Genomic DNA, 17,328 nt, shown 5'->3' with positions numbered 1-17,328 from the left:
GAAGCTGATGAACCATGCATGCTGGTCGGCTGCAACACCCTTACGCAAACGCTCATAGTTCAAGCCTACAAACCCGGCTTACAAGCCAAGTATCTCGGCGACGTAATCGGCGTCCTTGTCGCCACGTCCTGACAAATTCACCAAAATATGCTCACTAACAGGGAGGCGCGCGGCTTCCTGCATCGCCCAAGCAACCGCATGGGCGCTTTCCAGCGCAGGAATGATTCCCTCAACCCGCGACAGCGTCATAAACGCCTCAAGGCATTGAGCATCACTCATGGCAATATAATCAACGCGACCTTGCTCTTTGAGGTAACTATGCTGCGGCCCCACCCCTGGATAGTCCAACCCCGAGGCAATCGAGTGCACCGGCGCTGGGTTACCCTCAGCGTCTTCCAGAACATAACACGCCATACCATGTAGCATCCCCGGCTTCCCCAGTGTCAGCGTGGCTGAGTGTCTCACCGTATCCAGCCCCTCACCAGCAGGCTCAACACCTACCAAGTGAACATCGGCATCATCAAGAAACGCCGTAAACATGCCAATGGCATTAGAGCCCCCACCAACACAGGCAACAACATGATCAGGCAAACGCCCATGGCAAGCCTGGAACTGCTCACGCGCCTCACGGCCAACAATCGCCTGAAAATCCCTCACCATCTTAGGAAACGGGTGTGGCCCAACCACCGAACCAATCGCATAGATAAAGTTATGAGGGTCCTTGAGATACTCCTCAAACGCACTGTCCACCGCTTCCTTCAAAGTGCCCGCACCACGCGACACAGGCACTAACGTTGCCCCTAGAATTTTCATCTTGGTGACGTTCGGATGTTCTTTTTTGATATCAGTGACACCCATGTGAATTTCACATGGCAAGCCGACCAAGGCACAAGCCGTCGCCAGAGCAACTCCATGCTGCCCAGCCCCGGTTTCGGCAATTACTTTGGTTTTACCCATAAACTTCGCCAACAGGGCTTCACCCAAGCAGTGATTGATCTTATGCGCCCCCGTATGGTTCAAGTCTTCGCGCTTCAAATGAATTTGGGCACCGCCGAGCTTTTCAGACAAACGCCGAGCGTGAAAAATTGGGCTGGGGCGACCAACGTAATCAGACAACAGGCTTGCCAGCTCCTGCTGAAAATCGTCACGGTGACGAATTTCTTCATAGGCAGCATCAATGTCATCCATTACTTGCTTAAGCTCAGGCGGGAGGTGCTGACCACCGAAAGCACCAAAATAGCCATTAGCATCAGGAAGCTCAGCGAAGGGAGATTGGCTCATGGTTTAAGTTCCAAATAAAGAGATCAATATAGTGCGGCATACCCGCCATTATCATGAGGTTCCAGTCTAGCGTAACAGCCCACAACCCCCTAAAGCCGGCCTTAACAGCCAGCCACGCCAGCGCAAACTCACGCGCCTAAATGCTCATCCAGCCAACGACCAATATCCATTACCTGCTGAGGGCAAACCGCATGCGCCATGGGGTATTGGCGATAATTTACCGAATAGCCTTTGGCGATGAGATGATCGCGTGCCGCACGCCCCAACGTCTCAAACACCACCGGATCCATGAGGCCGTGATGGATCTCCACTGGCAGGTCACGGTTGGCCTCTGCATAACTCAGACTGCCAGCTGTCGCCAAATAGGTCGACATAGCCAACAGGCCGCCAAGACGCTTGGGATAACTCAGAGCCGCCTCATAGGCGACTGCCCCCCCTTGAGAAAAGCCGGCCAAAAAGATTCGCTCCGGTGCAATGCCATGCTCAATCTGTTCATCAACCAGCGCCTGAATACGCTGCGCTGAAATTTTGAGCTGCTTTTCGTCAACGCGCCGATCCAGGCTCATCTCCATGATGTCGTACCAAGCCGGCATGACCATGCCGCCATTCACCGTGACGGGCAGCCGCGGCGCATTGGGCAAAATAAAACGCACCGCATGCTTGCCACCCAAGTTCAGCGCAGGCACCAGCGACTCAAAATCACGACCATCAGCACCCAGCCCATGCAGGATGATCACACATGCATCAGCGGCCTGACCGCTACGTGGCTCTATAATCAACTCGTCAGAAGCGTTCATTAGGTCTCCAGAAAAGTACCGCACTGGCACACAAACATGATGATGAGGCGTTGTGGCAAAAACTGTGGCAAAAACCGTGGTAAAACTCGCCAACACTCTGCTCTGCACCTTGCCTTACACCCCGCAAATCGCGCCGCCATATTAGCAAACAGCACACGCAAAAAGGCCCGCTTAAGCGGGCCTTTTTATAGACTCATCCTCACTGCAGAGGATGAAGCAACATCAGCAATCAGTCGACTGCTTTGATGTTGGACGCCTGCAGGCCTTTCTTGCCCTGGGTAACGTCAAAAGAAACCTTCTGGCCATCCTGCAGAGACTTGAAGCCGTCTGCTTGGATTTCGGAGAAGTGGGCAAACAGGTCGTCACCACCTTCGTCCGGAGAAATGAAGCCAAAGCCCTTGGTGTCGTTGAACCACTTGACAGTTCCGGTAGCCATGTATCGAATTACCTCAATATTACAAAATATATGTAGCCGGGGAAATCCCGAGTTGCAGTGGGATAAACAAGAGACTTTCACCGGGTAACGAGGCAATGATAGCGCCGATAACCACTTTGCGATGTTCCACTTGCTAACCTACTGTGCACAGCATGCCCACTTACTGGCCCAAGGTCAAATATTATTTACTCTGCGAGACATTCTAAGGCGTTAGCCAGCCGCATTTCGCAGAGTTGAACAATCAAGGGTATCCTTAACAACAACAGCCTCCATACGCGCTGTCACGACCGAACACTCCTGCAAGGAAGCCATGCCATGCCTCACTTCCCCATGCGCTATAGCGCTTACGCCCTCAGCCTGCTCGGCTTTGTGATCTGCCTGATCGGTTTTTTCTCACTGCCGACGTGGCCCTGGGGGCTGAGCCTACTCATTTTTACCGCTTTGGCAGCACTGGGCACCCATGACGTGCTGCAGCGTGCGCGAACGCTAAGTCGCAACTATCCAATACTGGCCCATATCCGCTACGGCCTAGAGTATATTGGCCCGGAAATTCGCCAATATTTCATTCAGTCCGACCTGGAGGAGCGTCCCTTTTCCCGCGAGCAGCGCACCCTGGTATACCAACGCGCCAAAAGCGTCATGGACAGTCAACCCTTCGGCTCACTGATGCAGACAAGAGACCCTGGCTACCAGTGGATGAACCACTCGATGAAGCCCAGCAAGATTTTGGACAGCGACTTCCGCGTAGTGGTCGGCAGCCAGCGTGCCAAGCCCTACTCCGCCAGTGTATTTAATATCTCTGCCATGAGCTTTGGCTCCCTGTCAGCCAATGCCATCAGCGCCCTGAACAAAGGCGCCAAACGCGGCGACTTCTATCACGACACAGGTGAAGGTGCGATTTCTCCTTACCACCTGCATGGTGGCGATCTGGTATGGGAAATCGGCTCGGGGTACTTTGGTTGCCGCGACGCCAAGGGCAATTTCGATCCTGAAAAATTTCGCGCCAACGCCACCCGCGATGAAGTCAAGATGATTGAAATCAAGCTGTCGCAAGGCGCTAAACCCGGCCATGGTGGCGTACTGCCTGGCGCCAAGGTCAATGCCGAAATTGCCGCCACACGCGGCGTACCTGAGGGGCAAACAGTCATCTCACCTGCGTCTCACAGCACCTTCAATACCCCACGCGAAATGATCGCCTTCATTGAGCAGCTGCGCGAGCTGTCTGGCGGCAAGCCGGTAGGCATCAAGATGGCACTCGGCCACCCCTGGGAGTGGTTTGCCATGGTCAAAGCCATGCTGGCGACCGGCGAACACCCCGATTTTATCGTCGTGGACGGCGGCGAAGGTGGTACCGGTGCCGCCCCGGTGGAGTTCATCAACCACATCGGCATCCCGTTGTTCGATGCGCAAGTATTGGTGCACAACACCTTAGTAGGCGCCGGGCTACGCGACAAGATCTGCATAGCGGCGTCAGGTAGAATTATTTCGGCATTTGGCATGGCCCGCAGCTTAGCGCTGGGAGCCGACTGGTGTAACTCAGCACGCGGCTTTATGTTCTCGCTGGGCTGCATCCAGGCCAAGTCTTGCCATACCGACCGCTGCCCTTCCGGCGTGGCCACCCAAGACAAGTGGCGCGGCAGTCGCATAGATGTGCCTCTGAAGTCGGAACGGGTACATCGCTACCACGCCAACACCCTGCGCGCCCTCACTGAAATGCTCGAATCTGCCGGACTAGAGCATCCCGACGAACTGGGACCCGAGCATATCATTCACCGCATAGCCACCAACAAGGTCAACAGCCTGGCCAAGCTCTATACCTTTCTTGAACCCAACGAGCTGTTAGAAGGTGGTGCTGCCCAACACGCCGTTTTCCGCGAGTTCTGGGCCGAAGCCAACCCAGATACCTTTGCACCACCGGCAGAGCTGCTCAAACGCCGCCACAACCGCATTGCCACCGCATGATAAAGCATCACCCAGATAGCACACAGCGTGCCCTAAGAGCCGCATTAAGGCCGGTAAGCGTCATGCACAAGCGCTGCGTTCAATGCCAGCTCCCAGCGCTCATCTCGCTGACCACAGACAATAAACGACGGATTAAATAAACTGTCCTGCTGATTGCAGCGCAACGGCTCAAGGGTCCGAGCATTAAGCACACCGCCGCCCGCAGCACTCACCACAGCCTGCGCCGCGGCGGTGTCCCACTCACAGGTTGGCCCAAAGCGCGGATAAAGGTCTACCTCACCCTCAGCAACCAAACATAGCTTGATGGAGCTTCCCATCACCAAACGCTCATGGGGCGGCAAGCTGTCGCAAAATTGATCAAACAACCCAGCACGATGCGAACGACTACCCACCACCCGCCAGGGTGCCGCACCTCGAGACGGCAACGGCCGCACCTGTATACTGCGCTGTTTCTCGCCTTCAATCCGCACTGCACCCTGCCCCTGCTGGCCTATCCAGCTAACACCTAGCACTGGCGCATGCACAATGCCAAATATCGGCTCGCCGTTTTCAATCAGCGCAACATTAAGGCTGAACTCACCCGTGCCATCAATAAACTCTCGGGTCCCATCCACTGGATCCACCAACCAATAACGTGACCAGTCACGACGAATCGCGTAGTCAATCGCGGGTGATTCCTCAGACAACACCGGCACATTAGGTGTCACGGCCTGCAGCAACGCCGTCAACGCACGGTGCGCCAATAGATCCGCCTCTGTCAGCGGGCTGTTATCAGGCTTTGTTTGCACGCTAAAGCCATGCCGATAGACCTCTAGCACCTCACGCCCAGTAGCCAACACGCCGTCAAGCAGCGCCTGGCGAATATCATGGGTTATCAAACCACTCATCGGCATTCTCCTGAGTGCGGCGCAACCCATTGAAACAATCCGGTTGACGCAAAAAAACCGGCCCCTCTGCAGGGGCCGGTTTGTTTAGCGATTGTACCTCTACACGAAGTAAGTACATCTCGCTACGCGTTGCTGAGCCTGGCTTACGCCAGAGGCAAGCGGCTACTTAGAAGAAGTAGCGCGCGCCAGTCAGCCAGTAAACGCTGTCGCGAGTCGCGCGCAGGCTGCTAGCGGCTTCGTCACCACGACGGCCCCACTGGAAGCTCTGGTCAGCTTCGTGAAGTTCGGCGAACAGCTCGAAGTTACTGGAAACGTCGTAATACGCGCCAGCAGCCCACGAGTTGCGTGTGGTGTCTTCGTTCTTATCACGCTTATCCTGGCGATGATCGCCTTTGTAGCTGACGTGGTAATAGTCGACGTTGAACGACCAGCCCGTGTCAGGAATACCGGCAGTCATACCGATACCAAAGATACCACGGTTGTCTTTCTGCTGCTCGTAACCGATACGCGTGCTGAAGTCATCATTAAACGCATAGGCAGCAGTACCGCCATAGATGTTTTCGCCGTTCTGAGACCAGTCGAGCTCACGATTGGGGTTTTCCTTAGCTGCAACAACACGACCGTCTCTGGCTTCTGCATAACCCAGAGCTAAACGCAGGCCGTCGACTTCATAGACAGCACCACCAGCGGTGTTGACCTGAGATTCGTTAGTCCTGTCCTTATTGCCCTGATCAACTACCTGGCCGTTACCAGTGTACAGTTTACCCATCAGGTAAACTTTAAAACCGCTCAGGTCAGGTGTGATATAACCAATAGAGTTACCACGGGCATAATGACTACCACCGGTGAACTCAAGTCCGCGATCGATGTAAACATCAAACGGTGCAGAGACGGCGTCAAGGTAGAAGCTGTCAAAGTTACCCGCCTGAATAGTACCGTAAGTGTTGCTGCGCAGACCCAAGTAGCTGTTACGCACCTGCTGTCCATCACGGTTGACTTCGTTCATTTTCGGACGTAATTCGAAGTTACCGAAAGCGGTCAGGTCGTCAGTCACACGCTGGCTACCACGCAGGCCGAAGCGCGAATAAACATTACGGAACTCAGTACCGTCTGATTTAATTCGTTCACCATCGCCATTTACGGCATATTCATTACCACCACCAGAAATACCCAGCGCGATGCGACCATAAACTTCCAGCTTAGTGCCGTCCTGGTCATAAAGAGTGGCGGCTTGGGCGCCTGAGGCAACCACGGCACCGGCGATGGCAGTCGCTAACAGTGTCTTTTTCATTTCGATCATCCTTTTGACTTGATTTGCTGTTTCGATTCTAGCTGCCTGCCCGCTTTTATGTCGGGGCTAGTGCAGCGGCCTTGCCGGTCTTGATGCCGGTTCTCGTCGATGCCTCACTTAACTCAGCTTATCCTGCTGTTTATCGCTACTGCGGCTATAAGCCATGTTCGCGCTTAGAGGCAGACAATACGAGCCAGTCCTCGGCAAGCCATAGTAATTTCCAATGCTCGCAAACGAACTCTATACCGGGAAAACAAGAAGCGCAAGCATAAAAAACACTGTTTTCCTTGATGCAGCTTTTCCCGAGCCAATATCTACTACCCATACAGCCTTGAACAGGTAACGCAGTGAAACGATAGAGGCGACTGTCTTATGGTACCTCAACCGTTCGCCAAGCTTGCCTTTATTCGTTGGCGGCTGGCGAACGCAGACATAATGCCTTGGGTACTTAGGGCTTTCAAGCAGCAATTCTCGTGCCAGCGGCAGATCCATTGCGCCTAGCGCCACCCATCACCGCCTAGGCACCTTTCATCACCTACCCCACCATTAACTGCCCTGCTATCGCTGAACTTATGCTGACACAGACATCATGGTTTGCCATGCCTTGCCAATAGCGCATCAAGCTTAAGCTGCATACGCTTGGCAGGATCCTTCGGCAGCCTCTCGCCTATACTCGCCCCATTTGGCTGGCCAAGGTTATTCAACGCCACCGATGCCTGCGAACTGACGCTGTCGACTGCCGTTCCTGCCTGCCGCTCTTTTGGCGTATTACTTTTTGTCGCGTGCCGACCGACACCGCTTTTTGTCTGACCTGTTTTTGCTTGGCCTGTTTTTTCTTGGCCCACCCCTTCTCCTCTCGCCCTTGCCCGGCGTGTTGCTTCTCGACCCGCTATCTTTTCCTTGCTTCCCTGATTGCCGCTGCGTGCAGCCTGTAAGTGCGCCAGCTTACCCTGAGCGTGCGCTTCGGCGCTTTGGTCCACGGTGCCGGCAGGCTGCCCTTGCAGGTCAATACGCTGGGCGTCTTTGCGTACTGCTTTCAAGTAGCGCGGCAAATTCACATAACATGCCAGCGCACGACGCACCAGCTTTTCGGGCCAGGGCTCTGCCGCTGCAAGCGCTTCATGAATACCCACTTTCAACGGCTGAGTATGCCCTTTGAAGAAGGCCTTGTCGTAACGCTGATACCACTCTTTCAGCAACGCCTGAGGCGAAGGAGTAGCAGGCACAGGCTCAGACTTAAGCTCAGGAACAGGCTTACGCTCAGGTTCAGGTTCAAGCGCAGAGTCAGAGCAGGCCGCAGACTGCTGCTCACCCGCGTCGTCTAAGCGCGCCTGCAAGCGCTGATTATGCTGCGCCAGCGTATCGTTTTGTTCACTGAGCCGACGGCATGCTTCCTGCAGCTCATAGCGCTGGGTTTCTAACGCCCGCGCCTGCTGTTCCAGCAGAGCCTGGCTGGCCTGCGACGTTGCAAGCTGACGATGCGCTACGCCCAAACAGTCGATCAAGCGTTGCGTTTGGTCCTCCAACTGCCTGATCAAATGGGCGGGGGCTTGTTCGGTCAAAGGTCAATCCTCCAAGTGCAGCTTGCCGAGCATGGTGCGTCGAGACTGGTGCGTCGAGACTGGCGCGTCGAAATCGGGTGTCGAGAATGGCGTTACGCGGCACCCGAAAGCGCCAAACGACGATATTCGACAAAATCATAGGCCGGCTGACCATCTGTTGGGCTGCCCGGCACACGCTGAACCTCTTGCCACACATTTTCCGCCAAGCGCGGGAAACGGGCATCACCCTCGGCATTAATCGCCACTTCTGTTAAGTACAGGCGACTGGCGTAGCCCATGGCCTGGCCATAGATATCACCACCACCCATTACCATGATTTCCTCTGCGCCATCAATCAGCGCCTGCTGGTCAGCAAGGCGTAGCGCTGAAGCCAGATCCTGGCAAACCCGCACACCTGGCGCGGCAAAGTCAGGGTTTCTGGTCACAACAATATTAAGCCGACCCGGTAGCGCCCGCCCAATAGACGCACAGGTTTTTCGCCCCATTACCAGCGGCTTTGCCTGCGTCATACGCTTGAAAAACTTGAGGTCCTCGGGCAAATACCAAGGCAGCTTATTATCCACCCCAATGACGCCATTGGCAGCGACAGCAGCAATCATTGCCACCGGAGTGCTCAGCTCATGCGTTAGCTCAGCATTCAACTCATCGACATTGCCGCTCATACAGCCACCTCGGCTCTAATTCCGGGATACGGGTCGTAACCTTCTATCACTATGTCATCAAAACGGTAGTCGAACAGGCTCTTAACGTTCGGTGCCAGCACCAAACGAGGTGCTTCGCGCGGAGTACGACTAAGTTGCAGCTCAGCTTGCTCAAGATGATTCGAATACAGGTGCGCATCGCCCAGCGTATGCACGAAGTCTCCCGGCTCAAGCCCTGATACCTTGGCTATCATCGCGGTCAGTAGTGCATAGCTGGCAATATTAAACGGCACACCTAGGAAAATATCAGCGCTACGCTGATATAACTGGCACGACAAGCGGCCTTCAGACACATAGAACTGGAATAAACAGTGACATGGAGGCAAACGCATTTCATCAATTAACGCCGGATTCCACGCCGACACGACGAGCCGACGCGACATCGGGTTATCACGCAGTTGATTAAGCACCTGACTGATCTGATCAACATGACCACCACGCGGACTTGGCCAGCTACGCCACTGATAGCCATACACCGGCCCCAAGTCACCGTTATTATCAGCCCACTCATCCCAAATGCTGACACCATGCTCTTTCAGGTAGGCAATATTGGTATCGCCCATCAAAAACCACAGCAACTCATGAATAATCGAACGCAAATGCACTTTCTTCGTCGTCAGCAGCGGGAAGCCTCGCGACAGATCAAAGCGCATCTGATGACCAAACAGCGAACGAGTACCAACACCGGTACGGTCATCACGCTCCACCCCGTGATCAAGCACGTGGCGCATCAGGTCAAGGTACGGCTGTTCGAGAGCGGGCTGCATTGGCACACCGCTATTAGAGGTTTCGTGAATCACACGGCAATCCGACAGGCTGAAAGTTTTGTCCCTCAGTGTACTTCTAATCATAGTCTTTCGCACCTGACGGCAGCAGTTCAAAACAGCACGTCGAGCTTGCGGTTCTTGTCAGGTATACTCTTTCTCCATTTGTGAGCTACCCATTTAGGTTTAGAGAGCGCCATGACAGCCACGCTAGGCAAAGTCATCGTCGGGATGTCCGGCGGTGTTGACTCTTCCGTTTCTGCCCTATTGCTACTGGAGCAGGGTTACACGGTCGAAGGTCTGTTCATGAAAAACTGGGATGAAGACGACGGCACCGAGTACTGCACTGCCAAAGACGACTTGGCCGATGCTCAGGCCGTTTGTGACAAACTCGGCATCCCTCTACACACCGCCAATTTTGCCGCTGAATACTGGGATAACGTATTCGAGCACTTTCTGGCGGAATATCGTGCTGGGCGCACCCCAAACCCAGATGTGCTGTGTAATCGTGAAATCAAGTTCAAAGTATTTCTGGACTACGCTGAGCTGCTCGGTGCTGAGAAAATTGCGACTGGACACTATGTTCGCCAAGGCGAGCGTAACGGGCGACCTCGCCTGCTTAGGGGGATTGATAGCAATAAAGACCAGAGCTACTTCCTGTACGCCGTACCCGAGTCGGCTATCGCACGAACCCTCTTCCCCGTTGGCGAGTTAGAAAAGCCCGAGGTACGCGCCATTGCCGAGCGCCATGGCCTGATCACTGCGCGCAAAAAAGACTCTACCGGTATTTGCTTTATTGGCGAGCGTCGCTTTAGCGACTTCCTGAAACAGTACCTGCCTGCCCAGCCCGGTATGATCGAAACGCCTGACGGCGACACCATCGGCGAACACATGGGGCTAATGTATTACACCTTGGGCCAACGCCAGGGCTTAGGTATCGGAGGGTTGGTTAATTATTCAGAAGACCCTTGGTACGTCGCGGGTAAAGATCTAGAGCGCAACGTACTGGTTGCGGTACAGGGCAAACACCACCCACTACTATATAGCGACAGCCTAGACACCGAAGCCATGGACTGGGTTGCTGGACAAGCCCCGGTAAACGAAGGCCGCTTTACGGCCAAGACGCGCTATCGCCAACGAGATGTGCCCTGCCACGTGCAAGCCTTTGATGACGGCAGCGTGCGCGTTCATTTCGACCATGCTCAACGTTCGGTAACGCCAGGCCAATCGCTGGTGCTCTATGATGGCGATATTTGCCTTGGCGGCGGAGTGATCCGCACTACTTGGAATGCGACGGAGCACGCCTGATGAACGATACCACCCCGATTCACCGCGCCCCGGATTCACCGACAGCGCGCCAGGTGCTGGCACTGGCCGGCGTGTTTCAAGCCGCCAGTTTGGTAGATGAACTTGCGCGAACTGGACAGACCGATACGCGCGCCTGGGAAACCCTAATACGCGCCACTATCGACACCAGTCCGCCAAGTTTTGAAGCTATCTATGGTGGGCACCCCAACAATTTACGCCGTGGCCTCGATACACTAGGCGGATTACTCGGGCGAAAAGACGCTAACACCACCGTCATGCGCTACGGTTTTGCGTTACTCATGCTGACCAATCAGCTGCGTAAAAATGACACCATGCTGGACGACCTAGGGCAGCGTTTATCGCGCATCCAGGGCCAGGCTGACTATTTCGGCGACAACCATGAAAATGTGGTCGCAAGCCTGGGTGAAGCCTACCAACAGACGCTTTCCACTTTTAAACAGCGCATTGTTGTTCAAGGCGACCCATCTTTACTGCAAAGCCCAATGATGCCCGAGCGCATCCGTGCCTGCCTGCTAGCTGGCGTGCGTTTTGGGCTGCTATGGCACCAGCAGGGAGGACGCCGCTGGCGCCTGATATTGCAACGCGGAGCCATGCAGCGCGCGCTGGATACCATTGGCTGAACACGCGTGGCCCATCGCTGATATTGCATCATTAATTACTTACGTTTGATTACGACGACTTACTCTCTCACTTAAACGCCACTTTCGGAACTCATGCCATGCCGTCTACGTCGCTCCCCCTTTCTGCTCTCACCGCCCTGTCGCCCGTTGATGGACGCTATGGCAGCAAGACCGAATCGCTGCGTGAACACTTCAGCGAATTTGGCCTGATACGCGCCCGCATCACCGTTGAGGTGCGCTGGTTACAGCGCTTAGCCGAGCTGCCAGGTATTGACGAAGTGCCGCCGCTTTCCAGCGCCGCCAACGATGTACTGAACAAGCTAGTTGCAGATTTCTCCGTTGCCGACGCCCAGCGCATTAAGGATATCGAACGTACAACCAATCATGACGTAAAGGCAGTCGAGTACTTCATCAAAGAGCACATCGAAGCCACTCCTGAGCTTCAGGCCGTCAGCGAGTTTGTCCACTTTGCTTGCACCAGTGAGGACATCAACAACCTGTCTCATGGCTTAATGCTGCGCGAAGGGCTGGATGTTGTTGTGGCAGAAATGCGTCAAGTCTCTGATGCCATCACGCAGCTCGCCCATACCCATGCAAAACAGCCTATGCTGTCACGCACCCACGGCCAAACCGCCAGCCCCACCACGCTGGGCAAGGAAATGGCTAACGTGGCCTATCGTCTGCGCCGCCAGCTCAAGCAGATCGAAGCCGTCGAGATTCTTGGCAAAATCAACGGCGCGGTAGGCAACTATAACGCTCACTTAACGACTTACGCCGATATCGACTGGGAAGCCAACGCTCGCCACTTTGTTGAAAGCCTAGGACTAACCTTCAACCCCTACACCACCCAGATCGAGCCCCACGACTACATCGCGGAGCTATTCGATGCGGTGTGTCGCTTCAACACCATCCTGGTCGACTTCGATCGCGATGTCTGGGGCTATATTTCACTAGGCTACTTCAAGCAAAAAACCGTCGAAGGCGAAATCGGCTCCTCGACCATGCCCCACAAAGTCAATCCTATCGACTTTGAGAACTCCGAAGGCAACCTGGGGTTGGCCAACGCAGTTCTTGGCCACCTGGCCGCGAAACTACCGGTCTCACGCTGGCAGCGTGATCTCACCGACTCAACGGTACTACGCAACCTGGGTGTCGGCATGGCCTACGCGCTAATCGCCTACCAGGCTTCGCTCAAAGGTATTAGCAAGCTAGAAGCCAATCCCCAACGGCTAAACGATGATTTAGACGCCAGCTGGGAAGTATTGGCCGAGCCTATTCAAACGGTCATGCGTCGCTACGGCATCGAAAAACCCTATGAAAAACTCAAAGAACTGACCCGTGGCAAGCGCATCGACCAAGCCGGATTTAGCGCCTTCATTGATACTCTGGCGCTGCCAAACGACGTAAAAATAGAGCTTAAAGCGCTGACGCCTGCCAGCTACATTGGTAACGCTATCGACCAAGCCAGCCGGCTGTAACCGCGCTACAGGAGATATTCGCCATGCCTTCCCATGCTCCGCTGACGCTGCTTGGTGGCCTGACTGCCAGCGACTTTCTGCGCGACCACTGGCAACAAAAGCCACTACTAATACGCGGCGCTTTTGCTGAGTTTGAAAGCCCGCTATCTCCCGATGAGCTAGCGGGTCTGGCTTGCGAGGAAAACGTTGAAGCACGACTGGTCGAAGAGTACGGGCATGACGAAAAAGGCACGCCCTGCCCCTGGAAAGTCAGCCATGGGCCCTTTAACGAGGATACCTTCGCTCACTTGCCCGAGCGCAACTGGACGCTGCTAGTGCAGGCCGTCGATCACTATGTCCCAGAGGTCGCCGAGCTACTTGAGCAGTTCAGCTTTCTGCCGCGCTGGCGTCTTGACGACATTATGATGAGCTACGCACCACCTGGCGGCAGCGTAGGGCCGCATTTAGATCAGTACGATGTCTTTTTGCTTCAAGCCAGCGGTCAGCGCCGCTGGCAACTCGGTGGCAAGGTGAGCCACGATGCGCCAATTATTGAGGGTATTGACCTACGCATCCTCAAGCGCTTTAACGTTTCTGCTGACCACGACTGGGTGCTAGAGCCTGGCGACATGCTGTATCTGCCCCCCGGCTGGGCGCACCATGGCGTCAGCCAGTCAGACGACTGCCTGACCATTTCCGTGGGCTTTCGCGCCCCCTCCGCCGATGAAGCCGTCACCTCGTTTGCTGATTACCTTGGCGAACAACTGCCCAGCTCACTGCGCTACTCAGACGCCGGCATGGCCGTAAGCTCAGACACGAGCGAGCTGGACGACGCTGCCGTGGCCCGCATGCGCGCCCTGATTCTCGACACCCTTGATGATCCGGCCCAATTAGCGCAATGGTTTGGCCGCGTGATGACCCAGACCAAATATCCCGACCAGTTATCACCCAGCGACACGCCTACTGATCCGGCAGAACTTATCAGCCTGCTACAAGAAGGCGACGTTCTTCAGCGCACGCCCGGCTCACGATTCGCCTGGCGCGCCATTGACACCCAGCGAGCCACGCTGTTCGTCGACGGCGATGGTCTCATCATTCATTTACCCCTGGCTCAGGCGCTGGCCAATCCTGACACGCCGCTTGATCATCACCTGCTGGCGGAAGACGGTGCCTCTGAGCTACTAACTCACCTGCTGGATGCCGGCAGCCTGTGCTGGCACTGGGAGGTTCAGGAAGACATGGCAGATAACGGCTGACGACACGAGTTCCTATCAATGACAAAAAAAGCAGCCAATATCCGCATTATTCAGGGCGACTGGGCACGTTTAGGCCAGCAAGCCGAGCAGTTGCGCCGAACGGTTTTTATTGACGAGCAGAATGTCTCCCAGGAGGAAGAGTGGGACGGTCTAGACCCTGACTGCCTGCATTTTCTGGCATATAGCGACGAACGCCCTATCGGCACCGCACGGCTTTTGCCCGATGGGCATATCGGGCGCGTCGCCGTACTTTCCGAACAGCGCGGCAACGGTATCGGCCGGGCCCTGATGATGGCCGCAATCGAGGCGGCTCGGCATCAACAGCTTAAACAGGTCGAATTAGCGGCTCAGACCCATGCGCTGACGTTTTATGAACGACTAGGCTTCCAGGCTAAGGGAAGCGTTTTTCTCGACGCAGGAATACCTCACCGTCACATGACTCTCTCTCTCATTCGCTAAGTAACAGAAATGGCACTTGAAACACCACGGTGTAGTCAAGTTACAACCACTCATCCCCCCAAGGGCCAATTGCCGATCTCTGTCTAGCCAAGCCATAGTGATGAACAGCACAGAATGCAACATATCCCGATGATGATGGTGTGGCAGCATTGCGGTGACTGTGGGCAAGCCCGTCGATTCAGACATCAAGTAATTGGCAATTAACTGGGAGTGAGACGTCATGACAGGATTCAAGGATCAGGTAAAAGCGCTGACCGAACTGCGCAACGCACAAGGCGGCAAGTGGGACAATATCGACCCCAGCGACGCAGCTCGCATGCGGGTTCAGAACCGCTTCCACACTGGCTTGGATATCGCCCGTTACACCGCCAAGATTATGCGTGAAGACATGGCAGCCTACGATGCCGATAGCAGCAAGTACACTCAGTCGCTGGGTTGCTGGCACGGCTTCATTGGCCAGCAGAAGCTGATCGCTATTAAAAAGCACTTCGGCAACACCAAGCGTCGTTATCTGTATCTGTCAGGCTGGATGATCGCCGCGCTGCGTTCTGAATTCGGTCCGTTACCCGACCAGTCTATGCACGAAAAAACCAGTGTTCCATCGCTCATCGAAGAGCTTTACACCTTTCTTCGTCAAGCAGACACCTGGGAGCTTAACCACCTGTTCCGCGATCTGAACGAGGCCAAGAAGGCAGGCGACGCTGCCAAAGCAGAAGAGCTGATCAAGCAGATCGACAACCACGAAACTCATGTCGTGCCGATCATCGCTGACATCGACGCCGGTTTCGGTAACGCCGAAGCAACGTACTTGCTAGCCAAGAAAATGATAGAAGCCGGTGCTTGTGCCATTCAGTTGGAAAACCAGGTATCTGACGAGAAGCAGTGTGGTCACCAAGACGGCAAAGTTACCGTGCCTCACGAAGACTTTATCGCCAAGATCAATGCCGTTCGCTACGCGTTCCTTGAGCTAGGCGTTGACGATGGTGTCATTGTTGCGCGTACCGACTCCCTGGGTGCCGGTTTGACCCAGAAAATTGCGGTAACCAGCACCCCTGGCGATCTAGGCGACAAGTACAATAGCTACCTTGATGGCGATGTTATTGAAAACGCCGCTGATATTAACAACGGCGATGTTGTCATCAAACAAGACGGCAAACTGCTGAAGCCAAAGCGTCTGGCGTCGGGCCTTTACCAGTTCAAACCGAACACTGGCGAAGACCGCGTTGTACTGGACTGCATCACCAGCCTGCAGAATGGCGCTGACCTGCTGTGGATCGAAACTGAAAAGCCCCACGTCGGCCAGATTGCCAGCATGGTTAACCGCATCCGCGAAGTCTGCCCAGATGCCAAACTGGTCTATAACAACTCGCCATCATTCAACTGGACGCTCAACTTCCGCCAGCAAGTGTTCGATGCTTGGCAGACCGAAGGCAAAGACGTCAGCGCTTACGAGCGTGCCGATTTGATGAACGAGAAATACGACGGTACCGAGCTGTGTGATCAGGCTGACGAGTGGACAGCAAACTTCCAGCGTGATGCTGCCCGTGAAGCCGGTATTTTCCACCACCTGATCACCCTGCCGACCTACCATACCGCCGCCTTGTCGACTGACAACCTCGCTAAAGGCTACTTCGGCGACGAAGGCATGCTGGCCTATGTAGCAGGCGTGCAGCGCAAGGAAATTCGCCAGGGAATCGCTACCGTTAAGCACCAGGATATGGCGGGTTCTAACATTGGCGACGACCACAAAGAGTTCTTCCATGGGGATGCCGCGCTCAAAGCAGGCGGTGGCGACAACACCATGAACCAGTTCTAACCTGAATTTTCCTGTATGCTTTGGCATAACAGTATTTGATACTAACAGTATGCAATACTAAGGGAGGGTTTAAGCCCCTCCCTTTTTTATGCCTTCTTGCCTGCTGCAGCGAACAAAGCTAGCGTAGTCATAGGGTAAGCGTTAAGATCAAAAACAGCGTTTTCTAACCAACGGTTAATCTTCGCCTTCACCATGCCACGGATGCTCAAGGAGAACTCACATGAAGCGACTTATTCCCATTATTGCCGTTAGCGCCCTGTCACTTGCCGGCTGTGCTAACACCGCACCTTTTTCGGGCAACGTGTATTCCGCCAACCAAGCCGGAACAGCCCAAAACGTGACGCTAGGCACCATTACTGCCCTGCGCCAAGTCCAAATTCAGGCTGACAGCCGCGCTGGCGGTTTAGTCGGTACGGTTGGTGGTGGCGCGATCGGCGGTATCCTAGGTAGCGGCATAGGCGGAGGTTCAGGCCGTCAAATTGCTACAGTCGTCGGTGCCATGGGTGGCGCAGCAGCGGGTAGTGCTGCAGAAGAACGCCTTAACCGAATTACTGCTTGGGAAATTGAAGTACGCAAAGAAAACGGACAAAGCATTATTGTCGTACAAAAAGCCGACCAGCCCTTCCAAGTGGGCCAGCGTGTACGCATTGTTGGCAACGGCAACAACGCCAGCGTTGTACCGTTTTAATACAGCACAGCGCTAGCTCGGC

At 54.8% G+C, this 17,328-nt stretch carries 17 protein-coding genes; 8 read left to right on the top strand and 9 right to left on the bottom strand.

Going from position 1 to position 17,328, the window contains the following annotated elements; all coding sequences use genetic code 11:
* Positions 1-78: 78 nt before the first annotated feature.
* The 3 genes from trpB to H616_RS0109465 all read right to left on the bottom strand — a co-directional run bounded on the left by trpB (position 79) and on the right by H616_RS0109465 (position 2,514).
* Positions 79-1,281, bottom strand: a complete 1,203-nt coding sequence (gene trpB / locus H616_RS0109475; protein WP_027967155.1) for a tryptophan synthase subunit beta — start codon at positions 1,279-1,281, stop codon at positions 79-81.
* 128 nt (positions 1,282-1,409) lie between these two features.
* On the bottom strand, positions 1,410-2,078 hold the full coding sequence (locus H616_RS0109470; protein ID WP_027967154.1) for an alpha/beta hydrolase: 669 nt from the start codon (positions 2,076-2,078) through the stop codon (positions 1,410-1,412).
* 229 nt (positions 2,079-2,307) lie between these two features.
* Complete coding sequence (locus H616_RS0109465) at positions 2,308-2,514, bottom strand: cold-shock protein (RefSeq protein WP_027967153.1); 207 nt, start codon at positions 2,512-2,514, stop codon at positions 2,308-2,310.
* A 315-nt stretch (positions 2,515-2,829) separates the two neighbouring features.
* Between H616_RS0109465 and H616_RS0109460 the strand changes: the two genes are divergently transcribed.
* Positions 2,830-4,476 (top strand): FMN-binding glutamate synthase family protein, encoded by a 1,647-nt coding sequence (locus tag H616_RS0109460; protein ID WP_027967152.1) that lies wholly within the window; start codon positions 2,830-2,832, stop codon positions 4,474-4,476.
* 44 nt (positions 4,477-4,520) lie between these two features.
* On the opposite strand, the gene cysQ is transcribed toward H616_RS0109460, so the two are convergent.
* From cysQ to H616_RS0109435, 6 genes are all read right to left on the bottom strand, one after another.
* Positions 4,521-5,363, bottom strand: coding sequence for a 3'(2'),5'-bisphosphate nucleotidase CysQ (cysQ, locus tag H616_RS0109455; protein WP_027967151.1), 843 nt, complete (start codon positions 5,361-5,363; stop codon positions 4,521-4,523).
* A 166-nt stretch (positions 5,364-5,529) separates the two neighbouring features.
* Positions 5,530-6,654, bottom strand: coding sequence for a porin (locus tag H616_RS0109450; RefSeq protein ID WP_027967150.1), 1,125 nt, complete (start codon positions 6,652-6,654; stop codon positions 5,530-5,532).
* 240 nt (positions 6,655-6,894) lie between these two features.
* Positions 6,895-7,146, bottom strand: a complete 252-nt coding sequence (locus tag H616_RS15575; RefSeq protein ID WP_156906446.1) for a hypothetical protein — start codon at positions 7,144-7,146, stop codon at positions 6,895-6,897.
* A 95-nt stretch (positions 7,147-7,241) separates the two neighbouring features.
* The gene (locus H616_RS15225; protein WP_051234177.1) at positions 7,242-8,216 is read right to left on the bottom strand and encodes a ProQ/FINO family protein; all 975 of its coding nucleotides are present in this window, start codon (positions 8,214-8,216) and stop codon (positions 7,242-7,244) included.
* Positions 8,217-8,308: 92 nt separating this feature from the next.
* The gene (locus H616_RS0109440; RefSeq protein ID WP_051234175.1) at positions 8,309-8,878 is read right to left on the bottom strand and encodes a dihydrofolate reductase; all 570 of its coding nucleotides are present in this window, start codon (positions 8,876-8,878) and stop codon (positions 8,309-8,311) included.
* The gene (locus tag H616_RS0109435; RefSeq protein WP_027967148.1) at positions 8,875-9,684 is read right to left on the bottom strand and encodes a thymidylate synthase; all 810 of its coding nucleotides are present in this window, start codon (positions 9,682-9,684) and stop codon (positions 8,875-8,877) included. The genes H616_RS0109440 and H616_RS0109435 overlap by 4 nt, the downstream gene beginning before the upstream one ends.
* 195 nt (positions 9,685-9,879) lie before the next feature.
* On the opposite strand from H616_RS0109435, the gene mnmA reads away from it, so the two are divergent.
* The 7 genes from mnmA (at position 9,880) to H616_RS0109395 (ending at position 17,306) form a co-directional block, all read left to right on the top strand.
* Entirely contained in the window at positions 9,880-10,989 is a 1,110-nt protein-coding gene (mnmA, locus tag H616_RS0109430; RefSeq protein WP_027967147.1) for a tRNA 2-thiouridine(34) synthase MnmA, read from the top strand.
* Complete coding sequence (gene hflD, locus H616_RS0109425; RefSeq protein WP_027967146.1) at positions 10,989-11,630, top strand: high frequency lysogenization protein HflD; 642 nt, start codon at positions 10,989-10,991, stop codon at positions 11,628-11,630. Before mnmA ends, hflD begins: the two co-directional genes overlap by 1 nt.
* 98 nt (positions 11,631-11,728) lie before the next feature.
* Entirely contained in the window at positions 11,729-13,108 is a 1,380-nt protein-coding gene (gene purB, locus H616_RS0109420) for an adenylosuccinate lyase (RefSeq protein WP_027967145.1), read from the top strand.
* 23 nt (positions 13,109-13,131) lie between these two features.
* Complete coding sequence (locus H616_RS0109415; protein ID WP_027967144.1) at positions 13,132-14,343, top strand: cupin domain-containing protein; 1,212 nt, start codon at positions 13,132-13,134, stop codon at positions 14,341-14,343.
* Between the two features lie 18 nt (positions 14,344-14,361).
* Positions 14,362-14,802, top strand: coding sequence for a GNAT family N-acetyltransferase (locus H616_RS0109410; RefSeq protein ID WP_035572976.1), 441 nt, complete (start codon positions 14,362-14,364; stop codon positions 14,800-14,802).
* A gap of 220 nt (positions 14,803-15,022) precedes the next feature.
* A complete protein-coding gene (locus H616_RS0109405) occupies positions 15,023-16,618 on the top strand; it encodes an isocitrate lyase (protein WP_027967142.1) in 1,596 nt (531 codons plus the stop codon).
* A 220-nt stretch (positions 16,619-16,838) separates the two neighbouring features.
* Positions 16,839-17,306, top strand: coding sequence for an outer membrane lipoprotein (locus tag H616_RS0109395; RefSeq protein WP_027967141.1), 468 nt, complete (start codon positions 16,839-16,841; stop codon positions 17,304-17,306).
* Positions 17,307-17,328: the final 22 nt, after the last annotated feature.

Origin of the sequence: Halomonas halocynthiae DSM 14573, from assembly GCF_000425725.1 — a bacterium.
Taxonomy (GTDB): domain Bacteria; phylum Pseudomonadota; class Gammaproteobacteria; order Pseudomonadales; family Halomonadaceae; genus Halomonas; species Halomonas halocynthiae.
This window is presented reverse-complemented; position numbering and strand designations above follow the sequence as displayed.